A 21,948-nucleotide genomic window follows, 5' to 3' on the forward strand; every position below is an offset into this window, starting at 1 on the left:
TAACCGAGACCTTCCTGCATCAGGGAGAACCCAGGGCCGGATGTCGCGGTCAGCACTTTCTTGCCCGCCATGGATGCTCCGACGATCGCCATGATGCTCGCGATTTCATCTTCCATTTGCATGAACGTTCCGCCTATCTGTGGCATGCGCTTGGCCATGATCTCGGCGATTTCGGAGGATGGAGTGATAGGGTATCCGGCGAAAAAGCGTACGCCTGCGGCAATCGCGCCCTCGGCGACGGCTTCATTGCCTTGCATCAGGACCATCTTTTCACTCATTCTTGACCTCCTCCACTGTGAGCGCAAAGTCAGGACAGTGCTCGACACACATCTGACAGCCGATGCAGTCCTGCGGGTTGACGATTGCGTGCCGGTCATTACGGTCTATCTCAAAGACCTTCTTCGGGCATACGGCGACGCAGATGCCGCAGTTCTTACACCACTTACGGTTGTGTGTGATCTTGAATGTCTTTTTTTCCGGCATGTTCCCCCCTCTCGTGGTGATTGAACAATTCTCGAGCAGTCTGTTCTATACGTTGGCTCAGGTCGATCACATCCATGTCCAGCAGTGAGGCCACTGCGCGGTAGGTGTGAACAACAAACGAGGGTTCGTTCCGCTTTCCTCTCATCGGTACCGGAGGCATGTACGGTGAATCAGTTTCGAGCAGCAGGCACTCCAGTGGACAAGCGTTCAGAGCCTCACGCGTCGCATGTGCTCCCGGGTAGGTGACGTTGCCGGTGAAGGAGACGCACAAACCCATGCCCACCGCTTGCTCAACGTCCACCGGCGTCCCTCCGAAGCAGTGCATCACACCGTGCAATCCCACAAAATGCGAGATGGCACGCAAGCATTCTACCACAGCCAGGCGCGAGTGCACGATGACAGGGAGTCCCAGGTCAACAGCCAGCTGCAGCTGCTCCTCGAAGAAACGCAGTTGCACCATGTGGTCGGGCCTGCCCTCCTTGAAATCCAGTCCAATCTCTCCGATGGCGACGGTCTTCTCCCTGTACCGGGCAGCCAGGGCGCTCAGCTGTGTGAGATAGTCTGACGGTGCATCGGCACAGTCCTCGGGGTGGACTCCAACGGCCGCGAAAACGCCAGGCTCTTGTTGTGCCAGGCGCCCCGCGAGATTCGACGTAGCTATGTCGACGCCTGGACAGACAATCCAGTGGACGTCGCTGTCCCAACACCTCCGCAGGACATCCTTCCGGTCACCGTCGAACTCGGCCATCTGGACATGCGCGTGCGTGTCGATATAGGAAGGTTCTTCGCTCAATGGATTTCCGCTCCGTCCGGTAGAACTGTCATCGGTGTCAGGAGAGCCATCTCGTCTCCGGCCGAAGCCGCGAGGAGCATGCCCTGCGATGCAATGCCTTTGAGTTTGCGTGGCTGGAGGTTCGCAACAATCACGATCTGTTTGCCGACCAGGGCAGCAGGATCATAGTGCTTGCCGATGCCTGCCACGATCGTACGCTCTTCGTCGCCGACCTTGACGCGCAGCTTGACCAGCTTGTCCGTCTCGGGCACCCGTTCGCCTTCGAGGATCGTGGCAATGCGCAGCTGCACCTTGGCGACGTCGTCGATCGTGATCAGACCGGAATCGACAACGGCAACAGGCGGAGGAGTTGCAGTGGCACCCGTTGTCGTGCCAGTCTTGCGGGCCGTCTGGGCTGCCAGGAACTCTTCCAGCTGGTCCGGCTGGATACGGGGAAACAGAACAGTCGAACTTGCCTCGGGGAGTTCTGAACCCGGTCCCCGCCATGCAAGGTCACTCCAGACAACCTGTGGTCTCCGGATTGCCTCCAGCAGGCGGTCTGAGACGGTCGGCATGCACGGCTCCACAAGGTTTGCAACGTACCAGAGGCCTGTCAGGAGGGTTGCCAGATGGGTCGCCAGTCCAGCGGCGTCACCGACTTTAGCCAGCGCCCACGGTTTGTCGTCTTCGATCATTTTGTTGAGCACGTTGACCAGCATCCATGTTTTCTCGAGTCCCGCAGAGAACTGCAGGTTGCTGTAGTCGGCGCTCACGGTAGAAAGGGTCGTGGAAAACAGCTGCGAAAGAGCGGATTTTGGCTCCAACGGCTGGCCCTCGATCTGAGGTCGGAACTTGGCAAACATGTTCAACGTCCTGTTCAGCAGGTTGCCCAGGTCATTCGCGAGGTCGGTGTTGAAACGAAGCAGGAGGCGCTGGCTGGAGAAGTCGACGTCGAGCCCGTAGGTCCCTTCCCTGCACAGGTAGTACCGCAGGGCGTCGACAGCCATTGGCTCGTCGATCCCGATGAGGTGGCTCAGGTTCTCGATGAGAGCAGCCGGGTCGACGACATTGCCGAGTGACTTCGACATCTTCTCGCCCTCGAAGTTCCAAAACCCGTGCGCAAAGATGCGCCGGGGCAGCGGAAGGTTGAGCGCCATCAGCATGGCGGGCCAGATGATACCGTGGAACCGTGTGATGTCCTTGCCGATGAGATGAAGGTCGGCCGGCCAGTCGGTTACAAACCGCTCCGTCCCATAGCCGGCCACTGTTGCATAGTTGATCAGGGCATCAAACCAGACGTAGACGGTCTGCTCGGTGTCGAAGGGAACGGGGACTCCCCACTTCACGGTCGACCGGGATACAGAGACGTCGTGCAGGCCGCCCTTGATGACGTTGACCAGCTCGTTGTAGCGCATCGGAGGCTGTACGAAGTCCGGGTGCTGCTCATACCAGGCGAGCAAGGTGTCCTGATACTTGGAGAGGCGGAAGAAGTAGTTCACTTCGGAGACGTGCTGCACCTCAAGGCCGCAATGGGGACACTTGCCTTCCACAAGGTCTGACTCGAGCAGGAACGCCTCATCCCTGATGCAGTACCAGCCGTCATACGATCCCTTGTAGATGTCTCCCTGGTCGTAGAGCTTCTGGAACATCTCCTGCACGACCTTCATGTGGTCTGCATCGGTGGTCCGGATAAACCGGGAATAGCTGATGCCCAATCTGTCGAAGAGTGCTTTCCAGGATGCGGCAGCCGTCGCGGTATACTGCTCCACAGGTTGCCCCATGGCCAGTGCCGTTCGCTCGACTTTCTGCGAGTGCTCGTCTGTCCCCGTCGAGAACAGGACCTGTTTGCCCAGCTTCCGTTGATACCGCGCGATAAAGTCGGCAGCAATGGTCTCCGACACCGAGCCAAGGTGCGGCTTATCATTGATGTAATAAATGGCCGTGGTCAGGAAATATCGATCCATGGCAACTCCTCCTGCTGTGTCGGGTATGGCGCGTCGCTCAGGCACACTCCGAGAGATCTTTGAGAGCGCGGCCCATGGCAATTCTGATGATGCCGAGGTTGCTTTGCCTGGTGGTGAGGACTGCAAGGGAATTGCCCCTCGTCCGTACCATCATGATGCGCCCGTTCGTCGTCTCCACATCCAGCTCGGTCAGCTTGCCCATGTCGAGTTGGGTAACGATCTGCTGCATATATCCCGCAAAGGACAGAATCATGCCGCGTACGAGGGGGGGAGCGATGTCCATGTCTGAGGCCGTGTACAGGATGGCGCCGTCAAGATCGGTCAGAATGACGGCGAGAACACCCGAAGAAGACTTGAGTCTGTCTAACGTCTCTTGCACCACGATCACCAGCCTTTCTGTCTCTCAGAATGTGGTCTGAAACACACGTTTGAACACTGAATATGATACGTCCAATAAGGTTTTGTGCAACGGAGGAGAGCAGGGACGTTGCTTTCCGAATGCCAGTCCGTACAATGGACTCGCAGGGCCATTTGTTGGTGTGAGGTGTTCATGAACGGCAAACGATTGGCAAACCGGATTGTCAACGAGTGCGAGAAGATGGGGGCCGAGGCGGTCAGGTTGATTGACGTCAGGAAACGAACCCCCTTTTTCGATTTTCTGGTCATTGCCACGGCCGACAACACGGTTTTGGCCGATGCATTGCTTCGCAAGGTGACAAAGGCTGTCGAGCTTGATGCCGGGGTCGTCACATTCACCGAATCATCACCCGCATCCGACTGGGTCGTGTGCGACTATGGGGATACAGTGTTTCATGTGTTCGTTGGCGCCGACGTCCGGGAGCGTTACAACCTCGAGGGCCTCTGGTCACAGTCGCTCAGGGAGGGAAGAAGGGCTGTTCCTGTTGCGCCTGGAGACGGTGTAGATACGGAGTAGCCACTGCCATTGTGGCTCTGCAGATTTCCAGTATACTGATACGTATACCCTACGGGGTATATGGAGGCTGATCATGAGTGAACGCACTACTGATATTCTGATCATAGGAGCCGGGCCTGCGGGTCTGGCTGCTGCCCTGTATGCCAGCCGGTCGCTGGTCAAGCCGGTTGTGTTGGAACGTATGAGCGTGGGGGGACTGGTTCTTTCGACCGAATGGATCGACAATTACCCTGGATTTCCCGATGGCATTGCTGCGCCTGAACTTATGGACCGCATGCGTCGGCAGGCGGAACGGTTCGGTGCGGAATTTGTGTCGGATGAGGCGCTCTCGCTCAACAGGACAGACATGGGTTTTAGCGTCACGACTGCCGGGGGGACGGTGTACCAGGCTGGTTCGGTCATCGTAGCAACGGGCGCGATGCCGAGAGTTCTTCCTGTGAAAGAGGAATCCAGGTACCGTGGACGGGGCATCAGCTACTGTGCTACATGTGATGCAGCGTTCTTTAAGGGGAAACCGGTCGCCGTGGTGGGCGGTGGTGGCTCTGCAGTCGAAGAAGCACTGGTGCTTGCGCGCGGTTGTAGCAAAGTGGTTGTGGTATTTCCGCTCGACTCGCTTCAGGCAGAACCGATCCTGGTTGAACAGCTGAGGGCGCTTTCGAATGTCGAATTTATTCCGGGTGCGGCCCCCGCGGCCGTTGAGGGAGAGGGAAAGGTAGAGCGACTTCGGCTGCGTCTTTCTGCTGGAGGGGAGAAGACGCTGGAGGTTGCCGCTGTGTTCGTGGCCATGGAATTTGTTCCGACAGGAGACCTTCTCAAGGGACTGGTTGAAGTCGATGCCCAGGGCTATGTTGTGACTCCCGAATCGACGGAGACGGGTGTTCCAGGTCTCTACATAGCAGGAGACGTACGACGCAAATCGCTGAAGCAGATTGTGACCGCAGTGGCTGACGGAGCAGTTGCCGCCCAGAGAGCAGGTATATATGTGCGAAGTAGAAAAGGGAAAAAGAATGGCACTCCTGAGAACTGAGGATGCTGAACGAATGCGAAATCGTTTTGCCTAACATCTGGTCAATCCGGTGACGCTCAACTAGTCCTGCGACAGTCATAACAAAAAGGCCGGGAGTACCCCGGCCTTTTTCCATTTTGTATGATTCAGTACAGATGCTAGCCGAGGAGAAGAGCCAGGACCGCCTTCTGGATATGGAGCCTGTTCTCTGCCTGGTCGAATACCATGCTCTGAGGGCCGTCCATGACTTCGTCGGTGATCTCTTCGCCACGGTGAGCCGGCAGACAATGCAGCACGATCGCATCTTTCTTGGCGTGCTCCATGAGATCAGCAGTAAGAGAGAAGGGACGCATGACCTTCACGCGTTCCTCATGTTCCGCTTCCTGACCCATGGATGCCCAGACGTCGGTATAGACGACGTCGACATCCTGGACCGAAACGAGAGGATCATTGGTCACGAGAACAGAGCTATCGCTCTGTTTGGCGATCTCAGTTGCAGTCTTGATGATGTCTTCCCTGGGCTCGAATCCCTTGGGTGATGCGATGGCGATGTTCATGCCAACGCGTGCGGCTCCGAGCAGCAGGGAGTTCGCGACATTGTTGCCATCGCCGACGTAGGCGAGTCTAAGTCCCTTGAGGGTGCCCTTCTTCTCGCGAATTGTCATGAGGTCCCCCAGGATCTGGCAGGGATGGCTCAAATCGGACAGGGCGTTGATGATTGGGGAATCGCTGTTGGCAGCCAGGTCGATAAGGTCCTGGTGTGCGAATACGCGAGCGACAATACCTGCGACATAGCGTGAGAGGACATGTGCGGTGTCCGAGATGGTCTCACCCCGGTGCAGCTGCATGTCGTTCGCGTTGAGATACAGTGCGTGGGCTCCGAGTTCGAATGCTGCGACCTCGAAGGACACTCTGGTACGGGTAGAGGCTTTCTGGAAGATCATGGCAACAGACTTGCCTTCCAGGTAGTGCTCCTGCTTTCCCACCATGGAATCCATCTTCAGTTTGTCGCCAAACGAGATGATCTCGAGGATCTCTTCTTTCGAGAAGTCCTTGAGGCAGAGCAGGTCTCTTCCTTTGAGTTTTGTAGCCACGATCCCCCCGGGGTCAGACGAGACCGAATTTCTTCAGGACGTCGGCAATGGTTGGCGTGCCAATCTCCTGGAGTTCGTAGGTGACGCGCACCGACGGCTTGGAGAGTTTCAGGACGCGCAGCAGGTCGATGGGGGTGCCCATGACGACGACATCGCACGGGGTTGCCTCGATGGTCTGACGCAGATCTTCGATCTGCTCATCGCTGTAGCCCATGGCCGGCAGGATGCTCATCTTCTGGGTGTACTTCTCGAAGGTGGCTTTGATGGAGCCGACTGCATAAGGGTGGGGGTCGACGATCTCGGCTGCGCCATATTTCTTGGCAGCGACATAACCTGCACCGTACGTCATTTCCCCGTGCGTGAGCGTCGGACCGTCCTCGATCACCAGAACCCGCTTGCCGCGGATCATATCCGGGTCTTGGACGAACACAGGAGAAGCCGCCTCGATCATGATGGCCTTGGGGTTTACCTTGTACATGTTCTCGCGGACTTCGGACAACTGTGCGGGAGTAGCTGAGTCGACCTTGTTGATCACGATGACGTCCGCTTGTCGGAAGTTGGTTTCACCTGGATAGTACGTGAGTTCATTACCAGCACGCAGGGGATCGGCGACCGTAATCTTGAGGTCCGGAACATAGAACGAGAAGTCATTGTTGCCACCGTCCCAGATGATGACGTCTGCTTCCTTCTCTGCTTCGCGAACGATCATCTCATAGTCGACGCCGGCGTAGATAACGGCTCCCATGTCGATATGTGGCTCGTACTCCTCGCGCTCTTCGATCGTGCACTTATACTTGTCGAGGTCGGCATACGTCGCAAAACGCTCACAAGCCTGAGCTGCGAGGTCCCCGTAGGGCATCGGGTGGCGGATGGACACGACCTTCTTGCCGGCGGCGCGCAGAGCGCGAACGACGGCGCGGCTGGTCTGGCTCTTGCCGGATCCCGTGCGAACGGCGCAGATGGAGATAACCGGCTTGCTGGACTTGATTTCGGTACTCTTCGGACCGAGCAGTGTGAAGTCAGCGCCATCGGCAAGGACCTGTGAAGCCTTGTGCATGACGTTCACATGCGGTTGATCGGAGTACGCGAATACTACTTCATCGACATTGAGCTCAGCGATAAGCTTGTCGAGATCGGACTCTGGGTAGATTGGAATACCACTCGGATAGAGCTTGCCGGCCAAGGCGACAGGGTACTTCTTGTCGTCGATGCCGGGGATCTGCGTAGCCGTGAATGCCACCACATCGTAGTCTGGGTTGTCCCGGTAGACCACATTGAAATTGTGGAAGTCGCGACCTGCTGCTCCCATGATCAAGACTCTCTTCTTCATAAAGCCTCCTCTACAGAGAATAACGTCCAATGCCCGCTTCAGGGCACCCTGATTTTACCGCCTTAGGCCTCGTTGTCAAATGACTTGCGCTCCTTTGCAGTTGACTATTGGCGACCGGCCATATAATGATTTAGAAGAGTGTCTGTGGACAGGTTATGTGCGAGTTGCAGGTTCGGGTCACAGCGGCCCGGCGAGACATGGCAGATGGTTTGACTTCATCCGCCTACAGGTGGAATGACATTGATGATACGAAAGCTATATAGATATCTGGTGGCGGTCGCGCTCATCTCTGCCTTGGCAGCAGTTGCAGGCTGTTCGTCCAGTACTGCCGTTCAGGGCATGATCGAGACTCCGGTCTTGGTGGGAGTGAGTCTCCGCGAAGCCGAGGCGAAAGCCGCGGAAGTCGGAGTGCAGGTTAAAGTGCAGTCTTCAGAGACTTCGGACACGATGCCAGTGGATTTTGTTCTCAGACAGGACCCCGAACCTCAGACCGTGGTGCAGAAGGGGCGTGTCATTACTGTGGTGACCAGTTCGGGGCCCGTTTCTCTGACACTTCCGGACTTTGTCGGTGGGAAGTTCGAGGTGGCGCAAGCCTTCATTGTCGCGAATCAGCTGGTCCTGGGCGACCTCGTCGAGCAGGTTGACGTGAGTCCTGTTGGGACTGTCCTTGCCCAGGAACCTGCGGGCAATGCCGATGTCGACAGAGGGTCCGTCGTTACTCTGACGATCAGCAGAGGGACCATGGCCGCCATGCCGGATCTGGTTGGGCTGTCGCTGACTGAGTCGAAGAAGCGTCTGGGTGCCCTCGGGCTCTCGGTGAGCAAGGTTATCGTATCCCCTCAGACGACTCAACCTGCGCAGCTGGTGCTGAGGCAGGAGCCAGCGGCTGGCGACGCCATCGAGAAGGGCGGCTGGATCGAGCTGATGGTGTCGAAGGTCCCATGATCGAACAACCGTGCGCCAGAGTGTCCATATCCGTCCTGGGTACGGACTTCACAGAGCTCGGGCGTACTCTTGAGCGGATTCGGCTGTCGGAGGCCGACAGCATCCACCTGGATATCATGGACGGCCGATTCGTCCCGAACATTTCGTTCGGCTCGTCGATTGCTGCCGACATTGTCAGGGCATCAGCCCTTCCATGTCGTGCGCACTTGATGATCGAGCACCCTGAGGACGCGTTCGACACGTTCGTCGGAGCCGGTGTCACCGAGCTGCTCTTTCACGTGGAGGCGACGCGGTTCCCGTTCCGGGCGCTTCAGCTCCTGAAACGGTCCGGCATCGGCAGAGGGGTCGCTGTCAATCCCGCTACGCAGGTAGAGTCGGTTGTTCCTCTCCTGGACAGTGTCGATACTGTGCTCCTGATGTCGGTGGAGCCCGGTTTTGGGGGCCAGTCGTTTCTCCCGGGGACGTTGGCAAAGGTGCGGATGCTCCGTTCGGCCGCGGATCGGGCTGGAACGCCCCTTCGCATCGCTGTTGACGGGGGAGTAGATGCGTCGAACGCAGCAGCTCTTCGTGACGCGGGGGCAGACGAACTTGTGGCTGGGACGGCATTCTTCCGTGCCGCAGACTCTGCTGCATTCGTACGGCTCCTCAAGGGTGCCTGAGGAAAGCGACCATGCCTGCCGTGCCCACGATCGTCTTCGCCGGGGGAGACCCCGGCTCGTTCTCGTACCTGCGCACGGTTGGCTATACAGACGCATTTCTGGTCGCCGTAGATCGTGGCCTGGCCGTGATGGCCGAGCTTGGGCTGACTCCTGACCTATTCGTCGGAGACGGAGACTCCGTGGTCCCCGAGCTGCTGGCGGGGCTGGACAGGGACCGCACTCGGGTGATTATTCTGCCTGCACACAAGGATGTTTCCGACCTCGAGGCTGCATTTGACCTGTTGGTGGCGATGGGGAGACATGGCAGCGTGCTTGTGCTGGCCGGGCTCGGCGGCAGACTTGATCACTGTCTGTTCAATCTTCAACTTGCAGCGCGGCACCTCGCTGACTTCGAAGACATCACGTTTGAGGATGACCGGTGTCTGGTCAGGGCGCTTACGTCCAGCAATGCCTTGCAGCTCCTGGCGGGCACGACCGTCTCATTTGTTCCTGTGACGCGGGAAGTCGAGTTGAGCCTGGCGGGATTCGAGTACCCTCTGTCGCACGCAGTTGTGCAGCAGGGATCGACGAGAACACTCAGCAATGTCGCCTGCGGCCTGGTTCAACAGGTCATCGTAGAGTGCGGCACCGTTGTCATGATTGCCTGGAAGGTACAGAGCGATATTCCATGAAAGAGGTGAAGATGGAAAAGGCACAGTTGGAGCAGGAGGTGCAGCGTCAGCTGGGCATCCTGCGGCGTGGAACAGCGGAAATCGTGAGTGAAGAAGACCTGGCAGCCAAGATCATGAGTTCCCTCGTTTCGGGGAAGCCGATGCGGGTGAAGCTGGGAGCGGATCCAAGTGCACCTGACCTGCATCTCGGGCATGCCGTCGTCCTTGACAAGTTGCGCCAGTTTCAGGACTTGGGCCACCAGATCGTGTTCATCATCGGCGACTATACCGCGAGGATCGGGGATCCGTCCGGACGCTCTAAGACGCGTCCACCGCTGACCGGGGAGCAGATCGATGCTAATGCCGGGACATACTTCGAGCAGGTCTATCGCATTCTCGACCCGCAGAAAACGGAGGTTCGCTACAACGGTGAATGGCTGTCCAGACTGACATTCGAGGAGATCATTCGCCTCGCTTCACGGTTCACCATCCAGCAGATCCTGGAGCGCGACGATTTCTCCAAGCGCTACCACGGCCAAGTCCCGATCTTCTTCCACGAGTTCTTCTATCCCCTGATGCAATCATATGATTCAGTGGCGGTCCAGGCAGATGTCGAGGTGGGCGGCACCGACCAGAAGTTCAATTTCCTTCTCGCTCGCGAATTGCAGGAACAGGTCGGCCAGGTCGCGCAGGTCGCATTCATGATGCCCATCCTGCCTGGACTCGACGGCGTTCACAAGATGAGCAAGAGTCTGGGCAATTATATTGGCATAGCAGAGAACGCCGTGGACATGTACGGCAAGTGCATGTCGATTCCGGACGGGCTGATGGAGCAGTACTTCACACTTCTGACCAGCATGCCGGAACCAGAGGTCCTGGGTATCGTGGCAGGTATCACGGACGGCTCTGTGCATCCGATGACTGCCAAGAAGCGTCTCGCATTCCTCGTCACCGAGCGTTTCCATGGGACAGAGGGCGCGGCGGCTGCGCAGGCCAACTTTGAGAATGTGTTCAGCAAGAGGGCATCGACTGCGTCTGCTGACATTACTTATGAGGACGTTACACTGCCGACCGAGTTTGCCGGCTTGCCCGAGGTCACGGTCATCGACCTGCTGTTTGGCCTGGGGGCCGTGCCGTCGAAGTCGGAAGCCCGCCGTCTGATTCAACAGGGTGGCATCGAAATTGAGGGGCAGCGTGTTGCCGACATCGGGTTCCGCGTAAGTCTGGCTCATTCGCCCATCCACATGCGAGTTGGCAAGAAGCGGTTCCTGGCGGTCAATCTATAGAGGGACACAGCGGCGCGCCACGTGGCGCGGCCGAAGTCATACATCTGTTTATGCGGTGTTGGTGCGCCTTGGAGGCGCGCAGGAGGTGGAGCAGTGAGTAATCCCATTGTAAGAAAATCGGATCGCGGCCGCATGACTCTGAGAGTCCTGACACTGGACGGGCTCATGATCGGGTTGAGCATTGTTCTGACGCGTCTCATGTCACTGAATGTTCCCATCGGAGGGGGCATCGGGGCCAGGATAGGTCTCGGGCATCTCCCGATTGTGCTTACCGGCATCGTCGCAGGCCCGCTGAGCGGATTGCTGGTTGGAGCTGCCGCTGACCTGGTCGGTTTCGTCATCTGGCCTTCTGGACCCTTCATTATCTGGCAGATAACGGCAATTTCGGCTCTCAACGGTGTCATCCCCTGGGTGTTTGTAAAGTTGGGATGGCCACGGTCGCGCACCGCGCGGATTTGGATAGGAGTGAGCGTCACGCGCCTGGTGCTCAATGTCGGCTGGTTGCCACTGGTACTGCATGACGTCGAGGGGTTGCCATACTGGCCCGTATTGGCTGGTCAAGCCGCAGGCAGCGTCGTGATGATCCCGGCGACGGCGTTTTTTGTGGAGTTGCTCGTGAACGCGTACGAGCGTTCCGGATATGGGCGTCTTCCAGCGTAGACCTTCTGGCGGTCCGGAATTCGTATTGCGACCCGATCGGCTACGGGTTCCTCCTAACCAGTCGGTCACGACATCGTTCCCCATCCTGACGGCTGAACAGGTACCGTCGGTGGACGTGAACAACTTCACGTTCAGGTTCTGGGGCGAGATGCGGGAGCCGACCGGGATGACATGGCAGCAGCTCATGGCCGTGAAGCGTACGACCCTGGCGGCTGACTTCCATTGTGTGACTGGATGGTCGATGCTGGGGACCGAGTGGGGTGGAGCGCTGGTGCGCGACGTCTTGGAGGCAGCGCACGTCGAGTTGACCACATCGTCTCGATTCGTCATGGCCCACTGCACCACGGAGTTCACGACGAATCTCCCACTTGAGGCCCTGCTCGCCGACGACACGATGCTTGTCTGGGAATGGAACAGACTTCCCCTCACGAGCGCACACGGCGGACCCCTCCGGCTTCTTGTACCGTCGCTTTACGCCTGGAAGGACGCCAAGTGGGTATCCGGCTTCGAGTTCCTGACAGAGGATCGCCCCGGGTTCTGGGAATCGCGCGGCTATCATATGCATGGGGACCCATGGAAGGAAGAGCGCTACGGCTGAGAGCCGTTCCTGCGATTTGACAGCAGGGCGATTCCCTGTAAAATGGCATGTCGGAAAAGAAAGCTGCAAGTGGGCCTCTAGCTCAGCTGGTTAGAGCGCGTCCCTGATAAGGACGAGGTCTCTGGTCCGAATCCAGAGAGGCCCACCATTTTGTAGTTTGTGTCTCCATACGTGGGGGTGTGGCTCAGTTGGGAGAGCGCATGGTTTGCATCCATGAGGTCGCGGGTTCAAATCCCGCCATCTCCACCATCGAAAGAGGAGGTGTTCCTTGTCGGGTCACAAGTACACTGATGTTCCCCTTTGGAAGAACGTGTCGCAGCAGGACTGGGATGATTGGCGCTGGCAGGTTGCCAACCGCATTCAGACAGTCGAGATGCTATCTCAGGTCATCCATCTCACTGATGAGCAGAAGGCTGGTGTTATCAGCGCACTGTCCAAGTTCCGCATGGCTATCACACCATACTACGCCACGCTCATCGACCAGAACAATCCTGATGATCCCATCTTCAAACAGTGTGTTCCCACGGCACTGGAGCTGCAATCTGTGCCAAGCGATCTGGACGATCCCCTCTATGAGGAGGTTGATTCCCCCGTCCACGGCCTGACGCATCGATATCCCGATCGCGTACTCTTTCTCATTACGGACCAGTGCGGCATGTATTGCCGTCACTGTACGCGCAGACGCCTTGCAGGCATGACTGACGCACGGCGCTCCAGGGGCGAGGTCGACGCGGCAATCGNNGGTGACGCGCTGCTCGTCGACGACGAGTTCCTCGAGTATGTCATCAGTGAGGTCCGCAAGATTCAACACGTCGAGGTGATACGCATCGGCACGCGTGCCCCCGTAGTTCTTCCTCAGCGCATCACGCCCGAACTCTGCGCCATGCTGCGCAAGTACCATCCGCTGTGGCTCAACACGCAGTTCAACCACCCCAGCGAAGTGACACCCGAGTCGAGCAAGGCTATCGCGATGCTGGCCGACGCAGGGATCCCGGTTGGCAACCAGTCCGTTCTTCTCAAGGGGATCAACGATTGCCCCTATATCATGAAAGAGCTCATTCAGAAACTCGTGGCTATCCGTGTCAGGCCCTACTATATTTACCAGTGCGATCTGACCAGCGGGATCAGTCACTTCCGTACGTCTGTTTACAAGGGCATCGAGATCATGGAGTTTCTGCGCGGTCATACGAGCGGCTTCTCCGTGCCGCAGTTCGTCGTTGACGCGCCGCACGGTGGTGGCAAGATCCCGGTCAGTCCCAACTACATTCTCTCGATGTCTCCCGACCGCATCGTGCTTCGAAACTACGAGGGCGTCATCGTGTCGTATCCCGAGCCCGAAGATACCAGGAGCCATTGTCCGGAGCCGTGTACCATCTGTGACACACAGAAGCGCAAGGTGCCGCCGGAGGGCATCGCGAAGATATTCACGCAGGACGCCTACGACCTGACACCACCAGGCACGTTGCGCGAAAAGCGTCGTGAGCATTATCCAAAGGAGTGATGGCAATGGCTAAGAAAGACTATATCGACCTCAAGACCGCGATCCCAGGACCCAAGGGCATGGAATGGTATGCGCGTGACCGCGCCGCCATCTCGCCTTCGTACGTTCGCCCATATGTCCTCGTGGCCGACCATGCTGAGGGCCTGGAGGTCGTGGACGTCGACGGCAACACGTATCTGGACTTCACAGCCGGGGTCGCCGTCAACAGTACCGGTCATCGTCATCCCGAAGTTATCAAGGCCATCAAGGATCAGGCGGACAAGCTGGTGCACATGTCCGGCACGGACTTCTTCTACCCGATTCAGATTGTGCTCGCAGAGAAGATCAAGGAAATCACACCTGGCCCGACCGAGAAGCTGGTCTGGTACGGGAACTCCGGAGCCGAGGCTGTCGAGGCTGGCCTGAAACTTGCACGCTGGCACTCGAAGCGCCCACTGGCGCTTGCGTTCTTTGGTGGATTTCACGGCCGTACCTACGGCGCCGTCACGCTGTCGGGTTCAAAGGCGAAGCACCGCGAAGGATTCTCGCCCATGCTTCAGGGCGTCGTTCATGTGCCATATGCCTACTGCTACCGGTGCCCGCTTGGTCTCGAACCGGAGACATGCGAATTCCGCTGCATTGGTATGATCGAAGAAGTCATGGAGCGTATTGCTCCACCTTCGGATATAGCCGTCATGGTGGTCGAGGCGATCCAGGGCGAGGGTGGGTATGTCGTGCCGCCGGCCGGCTACTTCCAGAAACTGCGCCAGCTCACCGAAGAGCGAGGCATCCTCCTCATGGTTGATGAGGTGCAGAGTGGCATGGGCCGTACCGGCAAGATGTTCGCCATCGAGCATTGGGATACAGAACCCGACATCATGGCCATTGCGAAGGGCGTTGCTTCTGGCCTTCCTCTAGGCATCATGGTCGCCAAGAAGAACGTCATGGACTGGAAACAGGGCGCTCACGGCTCGACTTTTGGAGGAAATCCGCTGAGCTGTGCCGCAGCGCTCAAGACGATCGAGCTCATCCAGAATGGGATGATGAAGAATGCTGCCGTCCAGGGCGAGTACATCATGAAGCATCTGCGCCAGATGCAGAAGCGGCACCCGCTGATGGGGGATGTGCGCGGCATGGGGCTCATGATCGGCGTCGAGTTCGTGAAGGACGCCAAGAAGACCAAGGCCAAGGAAGAAAGCAACCAGCTGGTCCTCGAGGCATTCAAGCGAGGTCTGCTGCTGCTGCCCTGTGGCGAGAACGCGGTCCGGCTTTGTCCGTCGCTCAGTGTCACACAGGATCAGTGCGACGTCATGCTGGACATCTGGGAAGAGTCTCTGGCGGCTGTCGAGAAACAGATGAACAGCTAGAGGGTGTGTGATGAAGTCTTCTGCTGAGTTCAAAGAGCTGTATGCAGCGAAGACACCGGCATCCCGAAAGCTGAGCGAGCGTGCCCGGCAGACTCTCCCGGCCGGCGTCGTCGCCAACGTCAAGTACTTTGCCCCCTACCCGCTGTTTATGCAGCGGGCTGGGGGTTCGCACTTGTGGGATGTCGATGGGAACGAGTACATCGACTACTGTCTCGCGTTTGGGCCGCTTATCCTCGGTCATGGACATCCGGCTGTCGTCGGTGCCGTGGCAGCATCATTTGCGACATGGGGTACGACGATTTTTGGGACACCGAACGAACTCGAGATCCAGTACGCCGAGAAACTGATGTCCATGCTGCCGATCGACGGCAAGGTACGTCTTACCAACAGTGGTTCCGAGGCGACGTACCTGGCTCTGCAGCTGGGCCGCGCCGCGACCGGCAAGCCGGCGATCGCGCGCTTCGAAGGGCATTATCATGGGTGGTACTATGAGGGTGTGCTCAGCAATACCCCGCGGGCGGCAGACTACGGAGATCCAGACCGGCCGACGTCCGTGGCCGGGTCCCGCGGGACTCCTGCATCCATCCTCGAAGACACGCTGGTACTTCCGTTCAATGACCTCGATGCGTGCAGGACGCTGCTCACGGCGAATCGTGACCGCGTCGGCACGGTCATCGTCGAGCCGTCGCCACGTGCGTTCTATCAGACAGACCCGGCTTTTCTGGAAGGCCTGCGAGCTCTCACCCGGGAGCTCGGCATGGTCCTCATTTTCGATGAGGTCATGTCGGGGTTTCGCTCGGGTCCCCAGGGTGCGGCCGGCATCTTTGGTGTCAATCCCGACCTCATGACCTTGGGTAAGATCATCGGAGGTGGCTTCCCCGTAGGAGCGGTAGCAGGACGGGAGGATCTTCTGGACCTGACGTCACCGTTGTCGAGTGGCGGAAGCGTCTTCCACTCCGGGACGTTCAACGGGGCAGTCCAGGTTCTTGCTGCGGGGCTTGCCACACTGGACATCCTGTCAGATGAGTCCCAGATGCGGCCGTTCTATGAGTCGACCGAGGCGTTCAAAGCCGGCATCCGTCATCTGCTGACAGCCCATCACATCCCCGGGCACGTGGCCGGCCTCGGCGCCAATTTCGGCGTCATCATGAGCGAAACGCCGATTCGCAACTACCGTGACCTGGCTCGCGAGAACGGAGCCATGCGAGAGGCCTTCGACTTTGCATGCCTGACCGAGGGCATCTATGTTCATCCACACAAACCGTTCTACACCTCATTGGTGCACTCGGCCCAGGACTATGAGGCGACGCTGCAGAAGCTCGACCAGATCTTCGCCGCGATCAGCTGAGCTGAACATCCAGTCGGCGCAGTTGTCTGGTTACCCCGAGGGGTGAAAAGAACTGAACAGGAGGGAACAACAATGAAGTCAGTTGTCATCACGTCCGCAGTCAGAACGCCCGTCGGCAACATGGGTGGGGTTTTCAGGGACATTCTGGCCGTCGAATTGGCAAGGACTGCCCTGGAGGAAGCCGTCAAGAGATCAGGCATCGAGAAATCGATCGTGGATGAGATCATCGTCGGGCAGGCAAAACAGAGCACGGATGCGCCCAACATTGCCAGAGTCGCCGCTCTGGAAGGCGGTTTTCCAGAAGAAGTCCCNNTATACGGTCCACAGGCAGTGTTCGTCGGGTTTGCAGGCCATCCTGAATGCTGTGTGGCAGATCCAGGCGGGGTATGGCGACGTGATCGTGGCTGGTGGCGTCGAGAGCATGAGCACAGCTCCCTACTACCTTCGCAGCGCACGCTATGGTTACAAGTCCGGAAACGGCGAGTTGCTCGATCCGAACACCGAGAGTCAGCCAAAGTCCCAACCCGAAGACATCTACGGCACCTTCACCATGGGTATGACGGCCGAGAATCTCGCGGACAAGTACGGGATCACCAGGGAAGAACAGGATGAATTTGCGTATGCCAGCCATGCCAGGGCCGTCGCGGCAATCGATGCGGGCCGGTTCAAGGACGAGATCGTCCCTGTGAGCGTACGCGTTGGGAAAGCCGGGACTGTGCTTGTCGACACCGATGAGGGCCCCAGAAGAGATACGAGCCTCGAGAAGATGGCCAAGCTCAAGGCCGTCTTCAAGACGGGAGGGACGGTCACGGCCGGCAACAGTTCCAGCAGAAACGATGGAGCTGCTGCTGTCGTGGTGATGTCCGAGGAGAAGGCTGTCGAGTTGGGGATCAAGCCTCTGGCAAGATTTGTGGCAGCCGGCATCGCCGGTGTCAACCCTGCCATCATGGGCATCGGCCCGGTGCCTGCCACGCGCAAGGCCCTGGAACGGTCAGGACTGTCGCTGGGCGACATCGGCCTCATCGAGCTCAACGAAGCGTTCGCAGCTCAGAGTCTGGCGGTCGTCAAGGAGTTGAGCTTCAACCGGGATATCCTCAACGTGAACGGAGGGGCCATTGCGCTGGGGCACCCACTTGGCTGCTCGGGAACGCGCATCTCGGTCACACTGATCCACGAGATGTTGCGGAGAAACACCAGGTATGGGCTTGCAACCATCTGCGTTGCGGGCGGCCTTGGTGTGTCGACGATCTTCGAGAATCTGTGCGTGTGAGAGCAGGAGGTCCTGTCCATGGCTAGTGACAAGTACAGAAGCATCGAGGACGCAATCGCCAGGGTCAAACCGGGGTCACGCATCATGGTCGGGAGCTTTGGCCTGGCCGGATACCCCGAGGAGTTGATCGAGGCACTTGCAGCAAGTGGGACGGGTGACCTGACGATCATCAGCAACGACTTGGGTACGCCCGGCGTGGGCCTTGGCAAGCTGCTCACCAACAACCAGATCCGGTCGTTGATCGGGACCTACTACAACTGGAATCCAGAGGTGGCGGGCGCCAACAACGAAGGTCGGATCACCGTGAAACTGATTCCTCAAGGGACGTTTGCAGAAGCGATCAGAGCCGCCGGAGTGGGGATCCCGGCGTTCTTCACACCGACCGGTGCGGGAACAGACCTCGCCGCAGGCAAGGAGACCAGAGAATTTGCCGGGAGGGCGTGTGTCCTGGAAGAATCCATCCATGCCGACGTGGCGCTGATCAAGGCCTATAAAGCGGACGAGCTGGGTAATCTGGTCTACTACAAGACTGCCCGCAACTTCAATCCTGTCATGGCGATGGCGGCAGACACCGTCATAGCCGAAGTCGAAGAGATAGTCCCTGTGGGGTCCCTGGACCCTGAGTCCATAGTGACACCCCACATCTATGTAGACGTGCTGACAATGAGGAAGAGCTGAGATGCAGGCAATACTCGAACAACAGGCAAAAGAACGGATAGCTTCAGTGATAGCGCGCCACTTCGACAGCGAAGCCCAGAATGGGAGACTGTTCATCAACCTTGGTGTTGGCATTCCGACCATGGTGGCCAACTATGTCACGAGCCCCAACATCTACGTGCAGGCCGAAAACGGGATGCTCGGCGTCGGCTGTGCGGCACCGGAAGGCCAGATGGACCATGACCTGATCAATGCCGGCAGGACGTGCGTCACAGAAACTCCTGGATGCGTCTACATGGACAGCGCCGCATCCTTCGGGATGATACGGGGCGGCCACGTCGATGCCACGGTCATCGGGGCGTTCGAAGTAGATCAGAAGGCCAACATTGCCAACTGGATTATCCCCAACGGGAAGCAGCTTGGGGTCGGCGGGGCGATGGACCTCGTGACAGGAGCAAGAGAAGTCGTCATAGCCATGCAACATACCAGCAAGAACGGCAAGCCCAAGCTGGTCAAAGGCTGCACGCTTCCCATCACCGGCATCGGTGAGGCAGACATGATCGTCACCGAGTACGCCGTGTTTGTCTTCGAGAGCGGCAGGCTGATCCTCAAGGAAATCGCCCCCGAGATCACCCTCGACGAGCTCCGCGCTATAACCGACGCCGACTTCGACCTGAGCCCCGACCTCCACCTCATGCCCCTGTAACTTTCTCGGGACGGTTCCAAAGTGTAACAGGGCCCGATGTAGTTGGTCGGGCCCCTTGTCGTTAGTAGTTGAACTGCTGGACCAGGTAGGACGGATTGAGCTTCTCGCCCGTGGCGTGTTCGATCATAGTGTTCCATGAGTACTTCGCGCCGGGCGTGAAGACGTTGTCGACAAACCAGCGCCCACCTTCGGGCGTCAGGACCTTACCCTTGGCTTTGGTGCGCAGGGTATGGTCAAACTGCGAGGCGAGCATCTCGCCGAGCAGGTAGTTGTGGTAGTACACGGGCGCCATGGCGAAGTGGTACTTGGCGGCCCAGTCGGGCTTGTCCAGCCGTTCCTCGGGCGCGTTGAGGTACTGGATGTTCTGAACGCCCTGGTACCAGAGCCGGCTGTCGCTCTTCTCGGTGCGGTACAGCTCGCGCTCGAAGAGCGCGAAGTGGGTGATCCACCTGGTCGCGACGAGCATCTGGTTGCGGATGGCGACGGGCAGGTCACTCTCCAGCCTCTGGAAGTTGGCGTCGTCGATGCCCACGATCTGCTCGTACCACCGGGGGTCGCGGGCCATGCGCCCAAAGAACATGGCGACAGCTTCCGTCGTGAAGATGTGTGCGGGTTGGCGCAGGACCGGGGGAAGCGACATGTCGGTGTACTTGTCGTAGACGCCGTGTCCCATTTCGTGCAGCAGGGTCTCCATCTCGGTCTCGTTTGGTCGAAGGTTGGCCAGGACGCGGACGTCGCCTTTGTTGTCGAGGTGCATGCAGAAGGCGTGCTGATCCTTGCCCGCGCGCTCGTAGAGGTCGCTGCGAGCGATAATGTCGCGGATGTCCAGCCCGATAGTATCGTAGGTCTTCGTCGCAAGTTCCTCGACGATGTGGTCGCCCTTGCCCTCGAAATAGACGCCAAGATCGACGTCTGAGGTGCGGGGAGCCTCCTGGAAGAACATGTCGCTCATGTGCCAGGGCATCAGCTTGGAAGGGTCGACGCCCAGCCGCTGTCCGACCGCCTGGTCGATAGAGTCCTTGACGCGGCGGAACAGTGTGTCGGTCTGGTCGCAGTAGCTCTCGAGCGTCTGCTTGAGCCATACACCGTCGAACTCCTGGAGCTGGATTGACATCTCATAGTAATTGGCGTACCCCAGCTTGACTGCGGACTCGTTGCGGAGCTTGATGAGCTCCATGAGGCCAGGTTCGAGCACTGCGCCCACCTGCTTGCCGGCGAGCCATGCCTTCTTGCGCAGGTCATTGTCCGTGCTGGACCTGAGGATCTCCTCGATCTGCTTGTTGTTGACTTCTTTACCGTCGATCGTTCCGCGGAACTTCGTCGTGATGCTCTGCAGGGCGATCTGCTTGCTGACCAGCTGCTGGAGCATCTCCTTGTCGAGCTGGTTTTCGACCATCATGTCGTGGATAAGGGTGAGTTGCCTGCGCTCGAACTCTTCCAGGTCACCCGCGGCGAGCATGGAACTGACGGTGTCGAAGCGCTGCTTGTCGGCCAGGAAGAGCCGCATTGCCAGGTCGGCATGCTCCGCTTGAGCGGCGTACTCGTCCTTCCCGGTCGTCGACAGGTTCCAGGCGGCGATGTTGCACTGATAGTACAGTGCATTGAGCTGCTCATTCAGTTCCTTCAGATACATGGCTTTTTCCATGGGCACCTCCTAGGATATGTACAGTTTACGAAGGAACCTGCGAATGCAACAGGCCGCGCATCGACTCACGTAAAATGGAGGCATAGTTGCCACGCTTTTCGATCACCAGAGGTTGTCTCCTCTTGGCGTCAAGTTAAAGTCTGGCTGTTTCAGCGGCAGTCAGACATTGATGTATGGTGAATTGAAACCTACTGTGCAGCGTGCGATGTGGGGGATATGAGGGTTTTGTCATGAACATCAGCAGGCCGAGGGAGATAGCCTCTCCAACACGGTTCAATTCGCTATCGAGAGCTACTCAAGAAGCCCCCTCCATGTCCCCAATCAAAGATGAGCCATGGTGACGTATCACTCTCTCGCTTGAGCACGTAGTTCCCTATCGCTTTAGGACTGTTTCTTCCTAAATCTACGACATTTTAGCGGGAAATTCGATTGTCTCGGGTTCTCCCATATAGAAGCAGGAGTCTTTTCTTCCTCATCCTTCTTTCTCTCATCTTCCTCTTTTTTGGCTACCCCTGCTTGTCTCTTGGCTTCAAGCTCTTCTTTGGTTAACTCGCTAACATGAGGGTGAACATGAGTATCTACACGAGCTCCTGCGGATTCAGGCATGTATTGCCTCCTTTAGCGTTGCCAATGTTCCAACAACTTTCAGAGTACAACCTGCTACAAGACCGATCATAGTGGTCAGGAATAAAGCTACTACAGTACGTGAGCTTATTCTCGTTTTGTGCCCCTAACGCGTGTTACTCGTTGATAGCGAGCTCGAGCCACGGTCATCAACACTACCCCCAGTATGCCCTATCAGTACAACATCGCAGCGGAGATAAAACCTTCCTAATAAAGTGTAGCGTCAAGCAAAAAAAGATGCTATCGTTCTGAAACAAGACGAAGACAAGGGGATCAAGTCTCATCGAAGGTTGATACACCCATCTCAGGGCGAAATGCTATAGCTTTGTTTCGTTGGGGATGGCATGATTTCATCTGAACCAACTTAGTTTCTTCAGATCACCAGGAACGAAGGAAGGTCCCTTTCATCGTACGGAATTGAGATGATGCAACTCGTATGTTTGACACGTTTTTGGGGCCGCATATACTTT

At 57.8% G+C, this 21,948-nt stretch carries 21 protein-coding genes, 2 tRNA genes and 2 pseudogenes; 16 read left to right on the forward strand and 9 right to left on the reverse strand.

All coding sequences use genetic code 11. The annotated features are described in order from the left end of the window. The 5 genes and pseudogenes from SMC3_RS03350 to SMC3_RS03370 all read right to left on the reverse strand — a co-directional run. Positions 1-278 (reverse strand): annotated as a pseudogene (locus SMC3_RS03350) (2-oxoacid:acceptor oxidoreductase subunit alpha); the annotation flags it as partial. After that, on the reverse strand, positions 271-483 hold the full coding sequence (locus SMC3_RS03355; protein WP_119087354.1) for a ferredoxin family protein: 213 nt from the start codon (positions 481-483) through the stop codon (positions 271-273). The gene SMC3_RS03355 and the pseudogene SMC3_RS03350, both read right to left, overlap by 8 nt. Beyond that, positions 443-1,276, reverse strand: coding sequence for a TatD family hydrolase (locus SMC3_RS03360; protein WP_119087355.1), 834 nt, complete (start codon positions 1,274-1,276; stop codon positions 443-445). The genes SMC3_RS03355 and SMC3_RS03360 overlap by 41 nt, the downstream gene beginning before the upstream one ends. Further along, entirely contained in the window at positions 1,273-3,219 is a 1,947-nt protein-coding gene (gene metG / locus SMC3_RS03365) for a methionine--tRNA ligase (RefSeq protein ID WP_119089826.1), read from the reverse strand. Before metG ends, SMC3_RS03360 begins: the two co-directional genes overlap by 4 nt. A gap of 37 nt (positions 3,220-3,256) precedes the next feature. Beyond that, positions 3,257-3,598 carry a roadblock/LC7 domain-containing protein gene (locus SMC3_RS03370; protein WP_165846540.1) on the reverse strand — a complete coding sequence of 114 codons (342 nt, stop codon included), beginning with the start codon at positions 3,596-3,598 and terminating at the stop codon, positions 3,257-3,259. A gap of 171 nt (positions 3,599-3,769) precedes the next feature. On the opposite strand from SMC3_RS03370, the gene rsfS reads away from it, so the two are divergent. Both rsfS and SMC3_RS03380 read left to right on the forward strand, forming a co-directional pair. After that, positions 3,770-4,153, forward strand: coding sequence for a ribosome silencing factor (gene rsfS, locus SMC3_RS03375; protein ID WP_119087358.1), 384 nt, complete (start codon positions 3,770-3,772; stop codon positions 4,151-4,153). A gap of 73 nt (positions 4,154-4,226) precedes the next feature. Beyond that, entirely contained in the window at positions 4,227-5,180 is a 954-nt protein-coding gene (locus SMC3_RS03380; protein WP_119087359.1) for an NAD(P)/FAD-dependent oxidoreductase, read from the forward strand. A gap of 137 nt (positions 5,181-5,317) precedes the next feature. On the opposite strand, the gene argF is transcribed toward SMC3_RS03380, so the two are convergent. Together argF and SMC3_RS03390 are read right to left on the reverse strand one after the other, a co-directional pair. Beyond that, entirely contained in the window at positions 5,318-6,253 is a 936-nt protein-coding gene (gene argF, locus SMC3_RS03385; protein ID WP_119087360.1) for an ornithine carbamoyltransferase, read from the reverse strand. 13 nt (positions 6,254-6,266) lie between these two features. Then, positions 6,267-7,583, reverse strand: coding sequence for a cyclic 2,3-diphosphoglycerate synthase (locus tag SMC3_RS03390; RefSeq protein WP_119087361.1), 1,317 nt, complete (start codon positions 7,581-7,583; stop codon positions 6,267-6,269). A gap of 243 nt (positions 7,584-7,826) precedes the next feature. On the opposite strand from SMC3_RS03390, the gene SMC3_RS03395 reads away from it, so the two are divergent. The 14 genes and pseudogenes from SMC3_RS03395 (at position 7,827) to SMC3_RS03460 (ending at position 19,209) form a co-directional block, all read left to right on the forward strand. Then, a complete protein-coding gene (locus tag SMC3_RS03395; protein ID WP_165846541.1) occupies positions 7,827-8,528 on the forward strand; it encodes a PASTA domain-containing protein in 702 nt (233 codons plus the stop codon). Continuing rightward, a complete protein-coding gene (rpe, locus tag SMC3_RS03400; RefSeq protein WP_119087363.1) occupies positions 8,525-9,187 on the forward strand; it encodes a ribulose-phosphate 3-epimerase in 663 nt (220 codons plus the stop codon). The genes SMC3_RS03395 and rpe overlap by 4 nt, the downstream gene beginning before the upstream one ends. An 11-nt stretch (positions 9,188-9,198) precedes the next feature. Next, a complete protein-coding gene (locus SMC3_RS03405) occupies positions 9,199-9,858 on the forward strand; it encodes a thiamine diphosphokinase (protein WP_119087364.1) in 660 nt (219 codons plus the stop codon). 11 nt (positions 9,859-9,869) lie between these two features. Continuing rightward, positions 9,870-11,123: a tyrosine--tRNA ligase gene (gene tyrS, locus SMC3_RS03410; protein ID WP_119087387.1), complete on the forward strand. Its 1,254-nt coding sequence runs from the start codon at positions 9,870-9,872 to the stop codon at positions 11,121-11,123. Between the two features lie 93 nt (positions 11,124-11,216). Then, on the forward strand, positions 11,217-11,783 hold the full coding sequence (locus SMC3_RS03415; RefSeq protein ID WP_119087365.1) for a folate family ECF transporter S component: 567 nt from the start codon (positions 11,217-11,219) through the stop codon (positions 11,781-11,783). Next, on the forward strand, positions 11,764-12,381 hold the full coding sequence (locus SMC3_RS03420) for a molybdopterin-dependent oxidoreductase (RefSeq protein ID WP_119087366.1): 618 nt from the start codon (positions 11,764-11,766) through the stop codon (positions 12,379-12,381). Before SMC3_RS03415 ends, SMC3_RS03420 begins: the two co-directional genes overlap by 20 nt. Before the next feature lie 71 nt (positions 12,382-12,452). After that, positions 12,453-12,529, forward strand: a tRNA-Ile gene (locus SMC3_RS03425). A gap of 25 nt (positions 12,530-12,554) precedes the next feature. Beyond that, positions 12,555-12,630 (forward strand) — tRNA-Ala (locus tag SMC3_RS03430). Between the two features lie 19 nt (positions 12,631-12,649). Beyond that, entirely contained in the window at positions 12,650-13,882 is a 1,233-nt protein-coding gene (gene ablA, locus SMC3_RS03435) for a lysine 2,3-aminomutase (RefSeq protein WP_119089828.1), read from the forward strand. Positions 13,883-13,887: 5 nt separating this feature from the next. Beyond that, positions 13,888-15,228 (forward strand): acetyl ornithine aminotransferase family protein, encoded by a 1,341-nt coding sequence (locus tag SMC3_RS03440; protein WP_119087368.1) that lies wholly within the window; start codon positions 13,888-13,890, stop codon positions 15,226-15,228. A gap of 10 nt (positions 15,229-15,238) precedes the next feature. Beyond that, a complete protein-coding gene (locus SMC3_RS03445; protein WP_119087369.1) occupies positions 15,239-16,576 on the forward strand; it encodes an aspartate aminotransferase family protein in 1,338 nt (445 codons plus the stop codon). 72 nt (positions 16,577-16,648) lie between these two features. After that, positions 16,649-17,846 (forward strand): annotated as a pseudogene (locus SMC3_RS03450) (thiolase family protein). 18 nt (positions 17,847-17,864) lie between these two features. Beyond that, a complete protein-coding gene (locus tag SMC3_RS03455) occupies positions 17,865-18,524 on the forward strand; it encodes a CoA transferase subunit A (protein WP_119087371.1) in 660 nt (219 codons plus the stop codon). A gap of 1 nt (position 18,525) precedes the next feature. After that, positions 18,526-19,209, forward strand: coding sequence for a 3-oxoacid CoA-transferase subunit B (locus SMC3_RS03460; protein ID WP_119087372.1), 684 nt, complete (start codon positions 18,526-18,528; stop codon positions 19,207-19,209). 61 nt (positions 19,210-19,270) lie between these two features. Here the strand turns inward: SMC3_RS03460 and SMC3_RS03465 are convergent, their stop codons facing one another. Continuing rightward, positions 19,271-20,854, reverse strand: coding sequence for a M2 family metallopeptidase (locus tag SMC3_RS03465; protein ID WP_119087373.1), 1,584 nt, complete (start codon positions 20,852-20,854; stop codon positions 19,271-19,273). Between the two features lie 381 nt (positions 20,855-21,235). Then, positions 21,236-21,460, reverse strand: coding sequence for a hypothetical protein (locus SMC3_RS03470; protein WP_119087374.1), 225 nt, complete (start codon positions 21,458-21,460; stop codon positions 21,236-21,238). Between the last annotated feature and the right edge of the window lie 488 nt (positions 21,461-21,948).

The sequence above is a fragment of the Candidatus Cryosericum hinesii genome, assembly GCF_003570985.1.
Classification (GTDB): Bacteria; Caldisericota; Caldisericia; order Cryosericales; family Cryosericaceae; genus Cryosericum; species Cryosericum hinesii.

Excerpts from the sequence above, each read along its gene's own strand:
- SMC3_RS03355 (WP_119087354.1), bottom strand. The coding sequence starts at position 483 with ATGCCGGAAAAAAAGACATTCAAGATCACACACAACCGTAAGTGGTGT.
- metG (WP_119089826.1), bottom strand. The coding sequence starts at position 3,219 with ATGGATCGATATTTCCTGACCACGGCCATTTATTACATCAATGATAAG.
- rsfS (WP_119087358.1), top strand. The coding sequence starts at position 3,770 with ATGAACGGCAAACGATTGGCAAACCGGATTGTCAACGAGTGCGAGAAG.
- SMC3_RS03380 (WP_119087359.1), top strand. The coding sequence starts at position 4,227 with ATGAGTGAACGCACTACTGATATTCTGATCATAGGAGCCGGGCCTGCG.
- SMC3_RS03390 (WP_119087361.1), bottom strand. The coding sequence starts at position 7,583 with ATGAAGAAGAGAGTCTTGATCATGGGAGCAGCAGGTCGCGACTTCCAC.
- SMC3_RS03395 (WP_165846541.1), top strand. The coding sequence starts at position 7,827 with ATGATACGAAAGCTATATAGATATCTGGTGGCGGTCGCGCTCATCTCT.
- rpe (WP_119087363.1), top strand. The coding sequence starts at position 8,525 with ATGATCGAACAACCGTGCGCCAGAGTGTCCATATCCGTCCTGGGTACG.
- SMC3_RS03405 (WP_119087364.1), top strand. The coding sequence starts at position 9,199 with ATGCCTGCCGTGCCCACGATCGTCTTCGCCGGGGGAGACCCCGGCTCG.
- tyrS (WP_119087387.1), top strand. The coding sequence starts at position 9,870 with ATGGAAAAGGCACAGTTGGAGCAGGAGGTGCAGCGTCAGCTGGGCATC.
- SMC3_RS03420 (WP_119087366.1), top strand. The coding sequence starts at position 11,764 with ATGGGCGTCTTCCAGCGTAGACCTTCTGGCGGTCCGGAATTCGTATTG.
- SMC3_RS03440 (WP_119087368.1), top strand. The coding sequence starts at position 13,888 with ATGGCTAAGAAAGACTATATCGACCTCAAGACCGCGATCCCAGGACCC.
- SMC3_RS03445 (WP_119087369.1), top strand. The coding sequence starts at position 15,239 with ATGAAGTCTTCTGCTGAGTTCAAAGAGCTGTATGCAGCGAAGACACCG.
- SMC3_RS03455 (WP_119087371.1), top strand. The coding sequence starts at position 17,865 with ATGGCTAGTGACAAGTACAGAAGCATCGAGGACGCAATCGCCAGGGTC.
- SMC3_RS03460 (WP_119087372.1), top strand. The coding sequence starts at position 18,526 with ATGCAGGCAATACTCGAACAACAGGCAAAAGAACGGATAGCTTCAGTG.
- SMC3_RS03465 (WP_119087373.1), bottom strand. The coding sequence starts at position 20,854 with ATGGAAAAAGCCATGTATCTGAAGGAACTGAATGAGCAGCTCAATGCA.
- SMC3_RS03470 (WP_119087374.1), bottom strand. The coding sequence starts at position 21,460 with ATGCCTGAATCCGCAGGAGCTCGTGTAGATACTCATGTTCACCCTCAT.